Source organism: Enterocloster citroniae, from assembly GCF_040545455.1.
Lineage (GTDB): Bacteria > Bacillota > Clostridia > Lachnospirales > Lachnospiraceae > Enterocloster > Enterocloster citroniae.
The window spans coordinates 24904-39455 of sequence record NZ_JBEPLZ010000025.1; the positions used below are offsets into that span (position 1 = coordinate 24904).

Genomic DNA, 14552 nt, shown 5'->3' on the forward strand with positions numbered 1-14552 from the left:
CCCATATTGTTATAATAAAAACATATAGCAAAAAAAAATGGTATGAAAATTTGTTATATCGCATGGAGGTAAGGGATGGAGCAGAACCTATCACAATATAAGATATTCTATGAGGTGGCAAAAGCCGGCAATATTTCCAAAGCCGCTAAAGAACTCTATATCAGCCAGCCGGCCATCAGCAAGGCCATCAGCAAGCTGGAGGACAGCCTGGGACTTTCCCTGTTTACCCGCAGCTCCAGGGGCGTGCAGCTCACCGCGGAGGGGGAGATCCTGTTCGAGCACACCAGGGAAGCATTTGATGCTTTGGAGCGGGGTGAATCCGAGTTAAAGAGGATCCAGGAGTTCGATATCGGCCATTTGCGCATTGGGGTGAGCAACACCTTGTGCAAGTATATCCTGCTTCCCTATTTAAAAACCTTTATTGACCAGTACCCCCACATGAAGGTGACCATAGAAAGCCAGTCCACGGCCCAGACCCTGACGCGTCTGGAACAGCAGAAAATCGATCTGGGACTTGTGGCCGAACCCTCCGTGCGCAGGGATCTGGCATTCATACCAGTAATGGACATACAGGATATCTTTGTCACCACACCCTCTTATCTGGAGAACCTGTACTTAAGAGAGGGACAGGATACCAATATTTTTGAGACCGGCAACATCATGCTTCTGGATACCAGCAACATGACGCGCCACCATGTGGATGAGTATATGTCCGATAACAATATCATACCCAGGCAGGTGCTGGAGGTGACCACCATGGACCTGCTCATTGAGTTTGCAAAAATCGGTCTGGGGATCGGGTGCGTGATCAAGGAACTGATCCAAAAGGAACTGGACAACGGCATTCTGGTGGAGATCCCCCTGGAAATCCCCATTCACAGAAGGACCATTGGTTTTTCCTACCATCCGGCCAACCAGGCCCTGGCTTTGAGAACATTTTTGGAGTTCTTATACTAAAGTTCAGGCAGTCAAAAGGCGGTTCCTCCCATGCCGGGGAGAAACCGCCTTTTATACATTACATACTCATACCCACAATTTTATCGTTTCTTCTATGGCCTTTTACCTATGTAACCACTGTCCCGATGCCGGCAATTAGTTATTGATCAGCTTATCGGTGTCATTCCAGCTGTACAGCTTTCTCAGCTCAGAGCCAACCTTTTCAAGCGGCTGGGCAGCTTCGTTCTTTCTCATGGCATTAAAATGAGGACAGCCTACCTGGTTCTCTGTGAGCCAGTCTTTTGCAAAAGTACCGTCCTGGATATCGGACAGGATCTTCTTCATGGCCTTCTTTGTCTCATCTGTCACAATCTTTGGTCCGGTGATGTAATCGCCGTACTCTGCCGTGTTGGAGATGGAATATCTCATACCGGCAAAGCCGCTCTCATAGATCAGGTCAACAATCAGCTTCATCTCATGCACACACTCAAAATATGCATTCTCAGGAGCATAACCGGCTTCAACCAGGGTCTCAAATCCGGCTTTCATCAGAGCGCACACGCCGCCGCACAGAACAGCCTGCTCTCCAAAGAGGTCTGTCTCTGTCTCTACCTTAAAGGTAGTCTCCAGGATACCGGCCCTTGCGCCGCCGATCCCCTGACCATAAGCCAGAGCCATATCGGTTGCCTTGCCTGTTGCATCCTGATGTACCGCGATCAGACATGGGGTTCCTCTGCCTCTCTGATATTCGCTTCTTACCGTGTGGCCCGGAGCCTTTGGCGCGATCATGGTCACATCCACATCCTTAGGCGGAACGATCTGTCCGAAATGGATGGCAAAACCGTGAGCAAACATCAGCATCATGCCTGGACGCAGGTTTGGAGCGATGGACTCTTTATACATAGCCGCCTGCTTTTCGTCATTGATAAGGATCATAATAACATCGGCTTTCTTGGTTGCCTCTGCTGCCGTATATACTTCAAAGCCCTGCTCCTCGGCCTTTTTCCAGGAACGGCTTCCCTCATACAGACCTACAATTACATTGCAGCCTGACTCCTTTAAATTTAATGCATGTGCATGTCCCTGGCTGCCGTAACCGATGACAGCGATGGTCTTGCCTTCCAGTAATGATAAATTACAATCTTCCTGATAATAAATCTTTGGCATTGCTCTCTTCCTCCTTGATTCCTTTGAAAATGTATATGTTAAGGCAACAAAACCGACGACTCTCAGTCCGCCCTTGGCCGCCCCCTTAAGCTCTTATTTACCGCAACCGATCCCTACGGAAGCATCCTGATATCTTCAGCGCCTCGCTCAAGTCCGGTCAGACCGGTACGGGCCAGTTCCAAGATCTCATAATCTTCCAGCAGATTGATGAGCGCGTCCAGCTTGGACTGGTCGCCTGTCAGCATGACTGTCAGGGAGTCCTTGCCCACATCCACGATGGTTGCACGGAATATGCTGGAAATAGCGCTGACCGACTGGCGGTCCGAAGCATTGGCCTTCACCTTGACCATCATCAGTTCCCTGTACACGGAACGGTCCGGCTTCAACTCCTTGATATCCCTTACATCCTCCAGTTTGTTTAACTGGTTCTTGATCTGCTCCAGAACAGTCTGATCACCCAGGGAGACCACGGTCATCCTGGAATACCGCGGGTCTGCGGTGACACCAACGGTCAGGCTTTCAATATTGTAACCACGGCGGCTGAACAGTCCGGCCACCCGGGCCAGCACGCCGGCAGTATTGTCTACAAGCAGCGATAACACGATTCTGTCATCCATATAATCCCACCCTCTCATCATGGTTCAGGCAGTTATGGTCCTGCCCTTTCCATATAGTAATTTCAATCATAACAACCATTGTTCTATTTGTCAATTGCATAATAGGAATGGTTATTATGAGTTTTAGTTATACTAGTACCTTTATTAAAGGGACAAAAGAAACTGTTCAAGTTCTGAAACAGTTTCAACCACATGGGCGGCCCGGCAGTCTTCCATCTCCTGACGGCTCCCGTATCCGTAGAGCACGCCTACACATTCCATGCCGCACTCCCTGGCTCCCAGCACATCATGTTCCCGGTCCCCCACCATCACGGCATTGTCCACCGCCTCTTTTTGTAGGCCCAGGCCGCTGGACTCCAGCACATACCGGATCACATCACCCTTCCTGCACCTTGTCTCATCCAAATTGGCTCCGCCGATAAAATCAAAGTACTCTGCCAGTTTAAAATGCTCAAGTATTTTCACTGCAAATTCCTCAGGCTTGGAGGTGGCCACCAGCAGGGTTTTGCCCGCGTCCTTTAGGGCCTGGAGCATTTCCCTGATTCCGGGATATTCCTTGTTCTCATACCATCCCTGCCTGCTGAAATACTCCCGGTATATGAGCACGCCCTCCCAGGCCTGCTCATTGGAAAAGCCATAAAACTTCTTATAGCTGTCCGTCAGGGGCGGCCCGATAAAGGGGCAAAGGGAATCCAGGTCCTCCACCTGGATCCCGTAATGGTTCAGGGCATAACACACGGATTTCGTGATCCCCTCTTTGGGGTCTGTCAGTGTTCCGTCCAAATCAAATAATATATGAGTCTTATGATCCATCCGTTTCTCCCATTCCGTTATATTTTCCCGTCCTTAAACGCTTTCATCATCTCATGTCCCACGCTGATATAAGGTCCGTATTCCACGATCTCATCCCGTGTAAACCATCCGGCCTCCGAGAGTTCGTCCTCCTCCAGGCGTATGGTATCGTCCCCGTCCAGCTCCGCCGTAAATCCGATCATCTCCGTGTCTGAGAATGCCCAGGGCTGGCTCTTATAATAGCGTATGTTCTTTACCTTCAGTCCCACTTCCTCCATCACTTCCCTGCGCACGCAGTCCTCAAAGGTCTCACCGATCTCCACAAATCCGGCGATCAGAGCGTAATTGCGGTAAGTCCCCCTTGCATACCTGGACATGAGGAGTTTGTCCTTGTTTTTAATAGCCACAATTATGGCCGGACTGATCTTGGGATATTCCGTCTGTCCGCACTCAGGGCAGACCATGGCCCGTTCCTTTTCACTGGGCGCTATCTTCTGCCCGCAGCCCCCGCAGTACTTCCTGCTCTGGAGCCATCTGTAAAGCTGGCTGCCCGTTATCCCTGCAAACGCCTGATAAAGGGGTTCAAAGGTCCTGAAAACCGGCAGTCCTTCCATGACGTAACCGCCGAACTCCGGCACCTTCATATCCGTCACCAGATAGTAGGCCCTGTCGTCAATACAGAACAGATACCTGGCCCCAGGCCTCACATCCTCCTCGTCCAAAAGATCCCTGAAGGTAGGGATCACGTACCCCTCCCCCTGCCGTAAAAGCATAACCTTATTGTACTCATAATGGAGGACAAAGTCCTGTTCCTCCGGCGCCTTTTTGCGGAATGTGGGATCATATGTATGAGGCGCTATATCCTGTATCATAGATTATATCATCTTCCTTTCCAAGTCCTTTTCGGGTTTGATGTCTATTGTATCACAGGATCGGAGGGTTGTAAAAGAGATAATTGGGATTTAATTGGCTGAAAGGATAGGCGCCAGTCCGTGAAGAGAATGGGACGGGACGGGGGGAGGGTACGGCTTCTGGGCCGGCAGGTCACAGACCTGCGCGCCCCTCCTTAATCGTGTATTACTACGTTTAGTTTTTTGCGGATTCCAAGGCTCAAGATTCCCAGTATGGATTTGCCGTCCACCATGCAGCTGCCGCAGCATACGTCCACGTCCTGGGGGTACTGCTCTACGCGGTTTACAAACTGTTTGACGTCCTCTATTGTATTAAATGTAATTTCCTTTGTTGTCATAAAAAACCTCCTGTATCTAATACGGCTTATGTTATGGGCCGTATTTTTATTGATACAGGAAGTTTTCCCCTTTTAAAAAGGTTTATACCGTTCCAGCTTTTTCCAGAAAGGTTTTATTTTCCACCTGGCCAGGGAGCTGAAAAAATAGTAGTAGATGATAAAGCATACGCTGGTCAGGCTCCAGGTCAGGGGGTAGCAGAAGGCTGCGCCAATGATGTTGTGGAAATGGGGCAGGGCAAACATGATCCAGAGCACGCGTACACCGCAGATCCCCACACCGGTGATGATCAGGGGCATCCATGCATCTCCCACGCCTCTCAGCGTACCGGACAGTATCTCGATGGCAATATATGTGATAAAGGTGGGGACCATAAAATGCAGCAGCCGGATGCTGATCTCCTGGACCTGGGGATCTGTTGTAAACATAAGTACCAGATAATGGCCCCAGTGATACAGGGCGGCACCGGCCATGGTTGTCATTACCGCTCCCACCACCATACAGGCTCCGGCGCCTTTCCTCACACGGTCGATCCGGCCCGCACCGTAATTCTGTCCCACAAAGGTGGTGGCCGCAATCCCAAGGGCATTGATCATCATCCAGAACAGGCCGTCCACCTTTCCGTAGGTGGCCCATGCCGTCACATTGTCTGTTCCCAGTGTGTTCACGCCTGCCTGGATGATAATATTGGAGATATTGTACATAATGGACTGCATTCCCGCAGGGATTCCGATCCGCACGATCCGCCTCAGCATCCTTTGGTCGATCCTGACCTTCTTCCACTCCAGCTTGTAGGTGTCCTCTGTCTTCATCAGGGTCCATACCACCAGGACAGCGCTGAGAAGCTGTGACGCGATGGTGGCAATGGCGGCACCGGCCACACCGATCTTCAGGACAGCCACCAGAAGCACATCCAGCACAATGTTCACAAAGCAGCTGGCGATCAGAAAATACAGAGGGCGCTTGGAGTCTCCCACCGCCCTGAGGATACCTGCTCCCATATTGTAGATCAGGTTGGGGATGGTGCCTATGAAATAGATCCTGAGATAGATCATGGAAGGCTGCATAACATCCTCCGGGGTCTTCATTGCCTCCAGCGCCCAGTAGGAGCCCAGGATTCCCAGAATCATCATGATGATTCCGCCCATGACGGAAAAGGCAATGGATGTATGTACGGCCCAGTGCACCTTATCCGCCTTTCTGGCGCCATAGTACTGGGAAATGACCACCGTGGCGCCGCTGGACAGGCCCACAAAAAAACCTACCAGCAGGTTGATCAGCACACTGGTACTGCCTCCCACTGCCGCCAGGGCTTCCTTGCCCACAAAACGGCCAACCACAATGGCGTCCGCCGTATTATACAGCTGTTGAAAGAATGTTCCGAACAGAATCGGAAAAAAGAACAGCAGCAGCTGTCCGAAAATACTCCCCTCCGTAATACGGTTTTTGGTGCTTACCTCCTGTGCCATACCTGTTCCTCGCTTCTCCATGGAATTCTTTTTCAGATAAAATAGCACCCATCAGTCAAACAAAGCTGATGGGCACTACTGTTAATTCTCATATTATATCAATTTTCCTCGTTTGTCTACCGGAATTTACTCAGCCCCTTCATCCTTGGCAGCTATTTCCGCAATAGACTTTACCATCCCTGCGATCCCTTGGATATCGGAAGGGATAATGATCTTGTTGGCCTTTCCGTTGGCAGCTGCCTGGAAGGCTTCCAGACTCTTCAGCTGAAGCACCGCGTTGTCCGCTCCCGCTTCCTTGATAAAACGGATGCCGTCCGCTGTTGCCTGCTGAACGCTGCGGATGGCCTCCGCCTGGCCCTGCGCCTCCTTGATCTTCTTTTCCTTTTCAGCTTCCGCCCGAAGGATGGCTGCCTCCTTTTCAGCTTCCGCGTTAAGCACCGCGGATTCCTTGTTGCCTTCCGCCACCAGGATCATGGACCGCTTCTCACCCTCTGCGCGGAGAATGGACTCACGGCGTTCACGCTCTGCCTTCATCTGCTTCTCCATGGCCTCCTGGATGGCTGAAGGCGGAATGATATTCTTAAGCTCCACCCTGGTCACCTTGATGCCCCAGGGGTCAGTTGCAATGTCCAATGACTCCTGCATCTTAGCATTGATCGTCTCCCTGGAAGTCAGGGTCTGGTCCAGTTCCAGATCGCCGATGATATTACGCAGCGTGGTCGCTGTCAGGTTTTCAATCGCCAGCAAGGGGCGCTCCACCCCATAGGCATACAGCTTTGGATCCGTGATGTAAAAGAACACCACGGTGTCGATCTGCATGGTAACGTTATCCTTGGTGATCACGGGCTGGGGCGGAAAGTCCTCCACCTGCTCCTTTAAGTTCACCTTCTTGGCCACTCGGTCAATAAATGGTATCAGGAAATGGATCCCCACTCCATAAGTCCCCTGGTAAGCTCCCAGCCGCTCCACTACCAGCGCCTGTGCCTGGGGCACAACGCGGATACAGGTGGACAGGATCAACAGGATGACGATCGCGATGATGATAAATACAACAAAGCCTCCTACTGCTGCAAACATATTACTCCTCCTTTGGTTGTTCTACTCTGTGCTCGGGCTGGGCTGCCTTTACCATCAGCTTGGCGCCGCTGACGGATGTGATGACCACCACCGTGTTGGGTTCAAATGTCTCTCCCTCCACGGCAGCCCTTGCAAGCCATGTCTCTCCGGCCAGGATTGCGGTTCCTGTTCCGGCCTCGTTGTCAATGCGCCCTTTTACAACGGCCTTGCGGCCCGCAAAACTGTCCACATTGGTGTCGGTCTTTTTTCGGTGAAGATACCTGGCGGTAAACGGGCGGACCATGATGAACAGTATGAAGGATACGATCACAAATACTGCCAGCTGCGGTCTTAAGGGCGCCCCGCACACCTGGGCCACCAACGCAGCCAGGGCTCCGCCCGCAAACCAGATACTGGTAAGGGATGCGGTCATACTTTCCACTACCAGAAATACCACAAAAGCTATAAGCCATGTTACGGACATATGAAACCCCCTTTTTTACGGCGTCTTTGGAGAAAATTGGTTATACTGTTATTCTACCATAGATATGTCTAAAAGCAATCAAGGGATTGTAAATTTATAATATTCTTAATATAATTGTAAACAGCCCATGGGGTCTGTTACAGTTTATTATTATATGATTTAAAATAAAGGTTATACTATGAAAAACAAAGGAAAAGAGGAATCACACATGAAACGTATTCTTATGCTGGGAACAGGCGGGACCATTGCCTGCAAGCGAACGGAAAGCGGTTTAAAACCAGTCATCACCTCGGACGAGATCCTGTCCTATGTGCCGGACAGCCGCAGTTACTGCCAGATCGACACCATCCAGATCCTGAACATAGACAGTACCAATATACAGCCGTCCCACTGGCTTACCATTGCGGCCGCCATTGAAGAACATTACGAACAGTATGACGGCTTTGTGATCACCCACGGCACGGACACCATGGCCTACACGGCCGCCGCCCTGTCTTATCTGATCCAGCATTCCCAAAAGCCCATTGTCATTACCGGAGCCCAAAAGCCCATTGACATGGAAAATACAGATGCCCGCACCAACCTGGCGGACAGCCTGTTTTTTGCCTCCTGCGACAAAGCCCATGATGTAAACATTGTATTTGACGGCAAGGCCATTGCCGGAACAAGGGGAAAGAAGGAGCGCACCAAGAGCTATAATGCATTTTCCAGTATCAATTTTCCCAATGTGGCTGTGATCCAGGAGGACCACATCATCTTTTATCTGGATGACAAGGAGAGGGACCGGGAAACTGTGAAGTTCTTCCATGAACTGGATTCCAATGTGGGACTTCTAAAGCTGATCCCCTCCATGGACGCGTCCCTTCTGGATTATATGGCCGAGCATTATGACGCTGTGATCATTGAGTCCTTTGGGGTGGGAGGCCTGCCTTCCTATGAGCAAGATGACTATTACAGGGCCATTTCCCGGTGGACCGGCCTGGGCAAAACTGTGGTAATGACCACCCAGGTCACCAACGAGGGGAGCAATATGTCTGTTTATGAGGTGGGCCGGAATATCAAACAGGAATTCGGCCTGCTGGAAGCTTACGATATGACACTGGAAGCAGTGGTGACTAAGATCATGTGGATCCTGGGCCAGACAAAAGACCCTGAGGAGATCCGCAGGCTGTTCTATGAGACCATTAACCGCGATGTTCTCTGGTACCAGGATTCCATTCATTGAGCACGGTAAATCCCAGGATCATGCAGCCTCCTGCGGCCTGCAGGGGCAAGACACGTTCGTGGAGCAGAAGGACCGATACCACCACGGCTACCAGGGGATCGATGTAGCTGAGGATGGAAGCCTCCTGTCCTCTCAGATACCGAAGGGAAGAAAAATAGATGCAGTAGCAGACACCTGTGTGGAATATCCCCACCACCAGCAGGTTCACCGTGCCTGCAAGGTCCAGGCTGCCCAGATGGGAGCCCCCTGTCAGGAACACATAGGGCATCATCACCAGTATGGCGGCAATAAACTGCAGAAAGGTCCGGTTCAGGCCGGATACATTGCGGATCCCTTTATTGAGCAGCACCACGGCCGCATAGAACAGGGCGGCCCCAAGGCCCAGAAGGATACCCAACAGGTCATTGCTTCCGCCCCCGCTGCTGACCCCTATCACCAGTACCAGACCAAAGGTGGACATGACAAAACAGAACACCTGCCTGGATGTGAGCCGTTCCCTGAACAGCAGGGTGCTGGACACGGTTATGATCACCGGAGCAAAATAATAGCTGAGCGTGGCCATGGCCACGGTGGTATACCGGTATGCCTCAAAAAGCAGGATCCAGTTCACACTCATGGCTGCCCCTGAGAGAAACAAAAGGGGCAGTTCTTTTTTTATGTCCAAAACCTTTATAAATTGTCCTGTACATGCCTGCCACAGCAAAAGGGCCGTCACTGCGATCACTGCGCGGTACAATGCCAGTTCCCCGGACGCAAGGGGTATGTTCCTCACAAACACCCCAATGGTGCCAAATGCCGCCATGGAAAATATGACTCCGAATTTTGCTTTCATTTCAAGATCCCCCAGTCCAAAATCCAGTTCTCCTTTGCTGCATCATATGCATCAGATCAGAGACAAGGATTTGATCAGATACAGCCAAAAAGTCAGGGTAAATGCGCTTGCACATGTGGTAAGCGCCACCACGCTGGAAGTCAGGACACCTTCATGGCCCATGTTCCTGGCCATGACAAAGCAGCTGACCGTGGTGGCCGACCCCAGCATCACCAGAATGGCCACAAGCTGTTCATTCCTGAACCCGAGCCATATGGCAGCGGGCAGAAACGCGCCTGTCATGACCAGCAGTTTCATGGCCGTGGCCAGCAGGGCGGGCCTCACTGCTTCTCCTGCTTTTTTCCAGTCAAAGGAAGCTCCCATGGCCATAAGCCCCAGGGGTGTTGCCACTGCCGAAAGGCTTGCAACTGTCTTTTCCATGATGGCCGGCTGTTTCAGCCCCATCACGGACCATATCATGCCTGCAAGGATCCCCAGAATAATGGGATTGGTGCAGACGCCTTTCAGCGTATCCTTCAGCACTCCCTTTGACAGGTTCTTTTGCCCCGGCCTTGTAAAGGAAAGGATCAGGACCGCGATGGTATTATACAGCGGAACGCTGCCTATGATCATCAGAGGAGCCATCCCCGCATTTCCATAAATATTTTTTATAAACGCAATTCCCAGAAGAGCTGCGCTGCTGCGATAGCAGGACTGAATAAACTCCCCTCTCAGGTTTTTATCCTTTAACAAAAGAGAAACGCAGCCCGCCAGCAGGATCTCCGCCAGGGTAGCGCCAAAGCAGAACAGCACGAATCTGGTATCCCAGACATGAAAGAAATCAGAGCCGGCCAGGTCTTCAAACAGCAGTACCGGAAGGGCCGCCTTAAATACAAACTGGTTCATCTGGTTGACAAACCGGCCATCCATCAGGCCCACCTTTCTGAAAAAAACTCCCAGCAGCATCAATATAAAAATCGGCAATGTTGCATTTAAACTAAATATCAGATTCTCCACGTCCCTGCGCCTCCGCTTACTCTTTTGTCCATCATCATGTAACAATATACTCTAAGGCCTTATTTGTCAAGACTTTCCATACCCTCAACAGCCAAAAAGGGGGGTATCTTTATGCGCTGAGAGTATTTAGAAATTCTAATCTTCCTGTTGACAGTTTTATGGAAATGTGGTTAAATAAAGATAGTTATTAATGTTATATTGAAAAGTATATCAAAAACTCTTTTAATATCCAGGAGGATTTTTTCAATGGCAGAAGAATCTGTATCGATCAAGCAAATCAATCTGGATCGGATCCGCGCATTCATGGACCAGGAAGGTTCTGTTTCCAAGAGCCAGATATCCAGGCGGCTGGGGCTTAGTTTTCCCACCGTGACACGTCTGGTGGATGAACTGTGTTCCGCCGGGGAACTCCTGGAGCAGGGCACCGGCACCTCCACGGGCGGAAGATGCGCGTGTTTTTATGAGCTGGACCCCCGCTTCCACCTCTATCTGCTGATCCAGATAGAGGACGGACGGGTATGCTGGAATGTCAAGGACATGAGGGAAGAGACAGTTGACCACGGTGAATTCTGTTTTAAATCCTTTTCCCTGGAACGGCTGGATTCCCTGATCCGGGATGCCATCCAGCGCCACCGGCGTCTCAGCGCCGTCTCCATCGGGATCGCGGCCCTGGTCAGCCACGGCATTGTGGAGGAATCCACTGTTTTTGACTGTCTAAAGGGGATGAACCTGCCCGAACACCTAAAGGATGTGACCTGCCTTCCCGTTGTATTTGAGAATGATATGAATTACCTTACCATGGGATGCTGGACCGGAAAGCAGGCCTCCGTCAACTCACTTATCACCCTGTTCCTGAACAAATGCGGCATGGGCGGAGGCATGATCATCGACAACCGGCTGTGGACCGGCGCTTCCGGCTTCTGTACGGAGCCCTGCTTCCTCCCCTTTATGGACCGTTACTGGGAAGGATTAGACAGACAGCCGACTGTCACGGACGTGACGGAGCTTTACACCAGACTGATCCAGGTATACGCATGCACGGTCAACCCGTCCATGGTTGTCCTTTATCACAATCCTCTTCTGGAAGGAAGGCTGGATGATATCCGCTCCCGCTGTGCTGCCTGTCTGCCGGCCAAAGCCCTGCCTTCCATTGAACTGTCCAAAGATTACCAGAAGGATTACGAGCGGGGGCTGTTTGCCATGGCCCGCAGCGTTTCATGACCACAGAGATCACACGAAAACATTGTCCCGGAAGGAGATCCATGCTCCCTCCAAGACAGAATAATCATTGCACGCCGCCTAAAGAGGCGGGAGTATCCATGGGAGGGAAAGATGAACTATCCACATATTGTATTTGACATTGACAACACACTGATCGATACCACGGCAGCGGTACTGCACAGTCTCCAAAAGGCGATCCGGGAAGTAACCGGGGAGCACTGGGAAATCAGCCGCCTCACCCCCGTGCTGGGGATTCCGGGTTTAAATGCATTCGAGATGCTGGGCATCCGTTCCCCGGAACAGATATTTAAGATCTATCCCCTTTGGGAACAATATATGTACTCTTATCAGCACACGGCCTACCTCTATGAAGGCATACTTCCCCTCCTGGAATATCTCAAGTCCCAGGGCCATGTCCTGGGCATCATCACCTCCAAAACCATGGAGCAGTATAAAAACAGCTTTATCCCCTTTGGCATAGGCGGCATGTTCCGGACCGTGATTACTGCGGACGATACAAAGCAGCACAAGCCCCACCCTGCTCCCATGAACACCTACATGTGGCTGGAGGATACAGATGCCTCCCAGGTGCTCTATGTGGGCGACAGCGTCTATGACATGGATTGCGCCAGGGCAGCGGGCGTGGACAGCGCCCTGGCCCTGTGGGGCTGCTGTCATCCCAATGGCATTGTATCCACCTACCGTTTTGCCTCCCCGGAAAGCATGACCGGATGGTTCAGGCAGGGATGTCCTGCACCGTTGTAAATGCATTCCCCGGCAAAACCCAAAAGTGGACTGGTCAAAATATCTTTAACTGGATATTTTGTTCAGTCCACTTTTCCATTATAGTAGGTAGCAACAAACATCCTGACATGTTCAGGCAGCAAGGAGGACTCTGTATTATGGAACGTTTTTCCACTAAAAAACTTGTTATGTGCGCGCTTTTTGCCGCCCTGGCCTGCGTGGCCACCATGTCCATCCGCATCCCCACTCCCGGAACCGGCGGCTACATCCATCCCGGAGATGCTGTGGTGATACTCTGCGGCATTTTCATGGGACCGGCCGAGGCATTTCTGGCAGCAGGCATCGGTTCCTCCATGGCGGACCTTCTGGGCGGATATTTTATCTATGTGCCCATCACCTTTGTGATCAAGGGACTGGTAGCCTATTTAAGCAGCAGGCTCTACCGCGGTTTATCGTCCCAGGGCAGGAATTCTTACCTGGCAGTGGCCGGATGCGGGGTCATTGATATGGCCGTGGTGGCGGGAGGATATTTCCTGTGCGAGATCTTCCTCTATGGGACAGGCGCTGCCCTGGCCAGTGTTCCCTCCAATCTGATCCAGGGAACCGGCGGGCTCATCATCGCCTGCGCCCTCTATCCCGTACTGCGCAGACCTCTTGAGGCAGCCATGGCCGCGTAACCAACTGAAAAGGGGCAAAACCGGTATCCCTATGGAACCAGTTTTGCCCCTGCTGCATGTCAGAGGGTGGACCCCCTCCACTTGACTATATTTTTAAACACTACATCCCCGTCCCGCTTCTTTCCGTCCAGCACATCGATCAGTTCTTCCATGGCCCTGACCCCCTCCTGATAGGCGGGGGTGATGATCGCCGATATGGCCGGAGTGGTCATTCTGGTCCAGCCTTCCACATCAAACCCCACCAGGCCCAGCGTGTCCGGGAACAGCCCCATATGATCCGGATAATTGCGGATCGCCTGGTACACCACCTGGAGCTGGCCCGGGCTGGCCACATAGATCAGGGTTTTTCTGTTCAGATCCACTTTTTCCTTCAGCATCCCATACACCTGGTCTGATTTGATACCGTCCTGGAGATACAGGGTCCCCCCGTCCCTGCAGGCGTCCTGGAGGGCATCCTTATACCCCTGGGTGTTCTCAAATCCCACGCTGATGGCCGCCTCCCCGTCCGAAATCATAAGGAAATCCTCATATCCTTTTTTTATACACTCGGAAATGACCTGGTAAACACAGTCATAATTATTGCTCTTCACATACCTGCCCTTGAAATCATAAGGTTTTGCATCCAGGTACACAATGGGCTTTTTTTTCTTTTCCAGATCACCGGCCAGCATACCGAACCGGTAGGTGGACTGGATGATGAATCCCTCCGCCCCCAGTTTCAGCATCCGCTCCACATAGTCCTTTTCCTGCTGGAATGCAAGACCGCTGTTGCCCATCATGATCTGATACCCCTGGGCGCTGGCCGCGTCCTCCACTCCCTTTAAGGCCCGTGCGCAGTAAGGGTCCGAGCTGTCCCCCAGGATCACGCCTATAAGGCCGCTGCTTTTGGCCTTCATGGCCCTGGCCGCCGCACTGGGCTCATATCCGGTTTCATTAATGATATGCTGTATCCTCTGTTTGGTCTCCTCGGACATCTTGTTTGTTTTACCGTTGAGATAGAAAGATACCGTTGTCTTGGAAACACCCGCCCGTTCAGCAATTTCATTAATCGTCAGTTTCTTCATACCAGCCTCCACCACCCAGCTTACA

Annotated in this window: 16 protein-coding genes; 5 read left to right on the forward strand and 11 right to left on the reverse strand. The window is 51.5% G+C overall.

What is annotated here, in order from left to right:
• Positions 1-75 precede the first annotated feature (75 nt).
• Complete coding sequence (locus ABID13_RS23345) at positions 76-957, forward strand: LysR family transcriptional regulator (RefSeq protein ID WP_007869877.1); 882 nt, start codon at positions 76-78, stop codon at positions 955-957.
• Positions 958-1092: 135 nt separating this feature from the next.
• Here ABID13_RS23345 and ilvC read toward each other — a convergent pair whose 3' ends face one another.
• The 8 genes from ilvC to ABID13_RS23385 all read right to left on the reverse strand — a co-directional run bounded on the left by ilvC (position 1093) and on the right by ABID13_RS23385 (position 7768).
• Positions 1093-2103 carry a ketol-acid reductoisomerase gene (gene ilvC, locus ABID13_RS23350; protein WP_007869879.1) on the reverse strand — a complete coding sequence of 337 codons (1011 nt, stop codon included), beginning with the start codon at positions 2101-2103 and terminating at the stop codon, positions 1093-1095.
• A 113-nt stretch (positions 2104-2216) separates the two neighbouring features.
• Entirely contained in the window at positions 2217-2720 is a 504-nt protein-coding gene (ilvN, locus tag ABID13_RS23355; RefSeq protein WP_007869881.1) for an acetolactate synthase small subunit, read from the reverse strand.
• A 144-nt stretch (positions 2721-2864) separates the two neighbouring features.
• Positions 2865-3533, reverse strand: coding sequence for an HAD family hydrolase (locus tag ABID13_RS23360; RefSeq protein ID WP_048930705.1), 669 nt, complete (start codon positions 3531-3533; stop codon positions 2865-2867).
• Between the two features lie 17 nt (positions 3534-3550).
• Positions 3551-4384 carry an NAD(+) diphosphatase gene (gene nudC, locus ABID13_RS23365; protein WP_048930706.1) on the reverse strand — a complete coding sequence of 278 codons (834 nt, stop codon included), beginning with the start codon at positions 4382-4384 and terminating at the stop codon, positions 3551-3553.
• Between the two features lie 194 nt (positions 4385-4578).
• Entirely contained in the window at positions 4579-4761 is a 183-nt protein-coding gene (locus ABID13_RS23370; RefSeq protein ID WP_007869891.1) for an HPr family phosphocarrier protein, read from the reverse strand.
• Positions 4762-4833: 72 nt separating this feature from the next.
• Positions 4834-6228: an MATE family efflux transporter gene (locus ABID13_RS23375; RefSeq protein ID WP_045092001.1), complete on the reverse strand. Its 1395-nt coding sequence runs from the start codon at positions 6226-6228 to the stop codon at positions 4834-4836.
• Positions 6229-6354: 126 nt separating this feature from the next.
• Positions 6355-7305 carry an SPFH domain-containing protein gene (locus tag ABID13_RS23380; protein WP_007869897.1) on the reverse strand — a complete coding sequence of 317 codons (951 nt, stop codon included), beginning with the start codon at positions 7303-7305 and terminating at the stop codon, positions 6355-6357.
• Between the two features lies 1 nt (position 7306).
• On the reverse strand, positions 7307-7768 hold the full coding sequence (locus ABID13_RS23385) for an NfeD family protein (protein WP_007869900.1): 462 nt from the start codon (positions 7766-7768) through the stop codon (positions 7307-7309).
• 208 nt (positions 7769-7976) lie between these two features.
• Here ABID13_RS23385 and ABID13_RS23390 point away from each other — a divergent pair, with 208 nt between their 5' ends.
• Complete coding sequence (locus ABID13_RS23390) at positions 7977-8993, forward strand: asparaginase (protein ID WP_007869902.1); 1017 nt, start codon at positions 7977-7979, stop codon at positions 8991-8993.
• Here the strand turns inward: ABID13_RS23390 and ABID13_RS23395 are convergent.
• Together ABID13_RS23395 and ABID13_RS23400 are read right to left on the reverse strand one after the other, a co-directional pair.
• Positions 8953-9825 carry a DMT family transporter gene (locus tag ABID13_RS23395; RefSeq protein ID WP_007869905.1) on the reverse strand — a complete coding sequence of 291 codons (873 nt, stop codon included), beginning with the start codon at positions 9823-9825 and terminating at the stop codon, positions 8953-8955. The two genes, ABID13_RS23390 and ABID13_RS23395, sit on opposite strands and share 41 nt — an antisense overlap.
• A 51-nt stretch (positions 9826-9876) precedes the next feature.
• A complete protein-coding gene (locus ABID13_RS23400; protein WP_007869908.1) occupies positions 9877-10821 on the reverse strand; it encodes an AEC family transporter in 945 nt (314 codons plus the stop codon).
• A 246-nt stretch (positions 10822-11067) separates the two neighbouring features.
• On the opposite strand from ABID13_RS23400, the gene ABID13_RS23405 reads away from it, so the two are divergent.
• The 3 genes from ABID13_RS23405 to ABID13_RS23415 all read left to right on the forward strand — a co-directional run bounded on the left by ABID13_RS23405 (position 11068) and on the right by ABID13_RS23415 (position 13463).
• Positions 11068-12042, forward strand: a complete 975-nt coding sequence (locus ABID13_RS23405; RefSeq protein WP_048930707.1) for an ROK family protein — start codon at positions 11068-11070, stop codon at positions 12040-12042.
• A gap of 111 nt (positions 12043-12153) precedes the next feature.
• Positions 12154-12807 (forward strand): HAD family hydrolase, encoded by a 654-nt coding sequence (locus tag ABID13_RS23410; protein WP_048930708.1) that lies wholly within the window; start codon positions 12154-12156, stop codon positions 12805-12807.
• Positions 12808-12941: 134 nt separating this feature from the next.
• Entirely contained in the window at positions 12942-13463 is a 522-nt protein-coding gene (locus tag ABID13_RS23415; RefSeq protein WP_197092208.1) for an ECF transporter S component, read from the forward strand.
• A 59-nt stretch (positions 13464-13522) separates the two neighbouring features.
• On the opposite strand, the gene ABID13_RS23420 is transcribed toward ABID13_RS23415, so the two are convergent.
• Positions 13523-14527, reverse strand: coding sequence for a LacI family DNA-binding transcriptional regulator (locus ABID13_RS23420; RefSeq protein ID WP_007869918.1), 1005 nt, complete (start codon positions 14525-14527; stop codon positions 13523-13525).
• Positions 14528-14552 lie beyond the last annotated feature (25 nt).

Bases quoted from the DNA above. Each gene is read 5' to 3' on its own strand.
- ABID13_RS23345 (WP_007869877.1), top strand. From the start codon at position 76: ATGGAGCAGAACCTATCACAATATAAGATATTCTATGAGGTGGCAAAA.
- ilvC (WP_007869879.1), bottom strand. From the start codon at position 2,103: ATGCCAAAGATTTATTATCAGGAAGATTGTAATTTATCATTACTGGAA.
- ilvN (WP_007869881.1), bottom strand. From the start codon at position 2,720: ATGGATGACAGAATCGTGTTATCGCTGCTTGTAGACAATACTGCCGGC.
- ABID13_RS23360 (WP_048930705.1), bottom strand. From the start codon at position 3,533: ATGGATCATAAGACTCATATATTATTTGATTTGGACGGAACACTGACA.
- nudC (WP_048930706.1), bottom strand. From the start codon at position 4,384: ATGATACAGGATATAGCGCCTCATACATATGATCCCACATTCCGCAAA.
- ABID13_RS23370 (WP_007869891.1), bottom strand. From the start codon at position 4,761: ATGACAACAAAGGAAATTACATTTAATACAATAGAGGACGTCAAACAG.
- ABID13_RS23375 (WP_045092001.1), bottom strand. From the start codon at position 6,228: ATGGCACAGGAGGTAAGCACCAAAAACCGTATTACGGAGGGGAGTATT.
- ABID13_RS23380 (WP_007869897.1), bottom strand. From the start codon at position 7,305: ATGTTTGCAGCAGTAGGAGGCTTTGTTGTATTTATCATCATCGCGATC.
- ABID13_RS23385 (WP_007869900.1), bottom strand. From the start codon at position 7,768: ATGTCCGTAACATGGCTTATAGCTTTTGTGGTATTTCTGGTAGTGGAA.
- ABID13_RS23390 (WP_007869902.1), top strand. From the start codon at position 7,977: ATGAAACGTATTCTTATGCTGGGAACAGGCGGGACCATTGCCTGCAAG.
- ABID13_RS23395 (WP_007869905.1), bottom strand. From the start codon at position 9,825: ATGAAAGCAAAATTCGGAGTCATATTTTCCATGGCGGCATTTGGCACC.
- ABID13_RS23405 (WP_048930707.1), top strand. From the start codon at position 11,068: ATGGCAGAAGAATCTGTATCGATCAAGCAAATCAATCTGGATCGGATC.
- ABID13_RS23410 (WP_048930708.1), top strand. From the start codon at position 12,154: ATGAACTATCCACATATTGTATTTGACATTGACAACACACTGATCGAT.
- ABID13_RS23420 (WP_007869918.1), bottom strand. From the start codon at position 14,527: ATGAAGAAACTGACGATTAATGAAATTGCTGAACGGGCGGGTGTTTCC.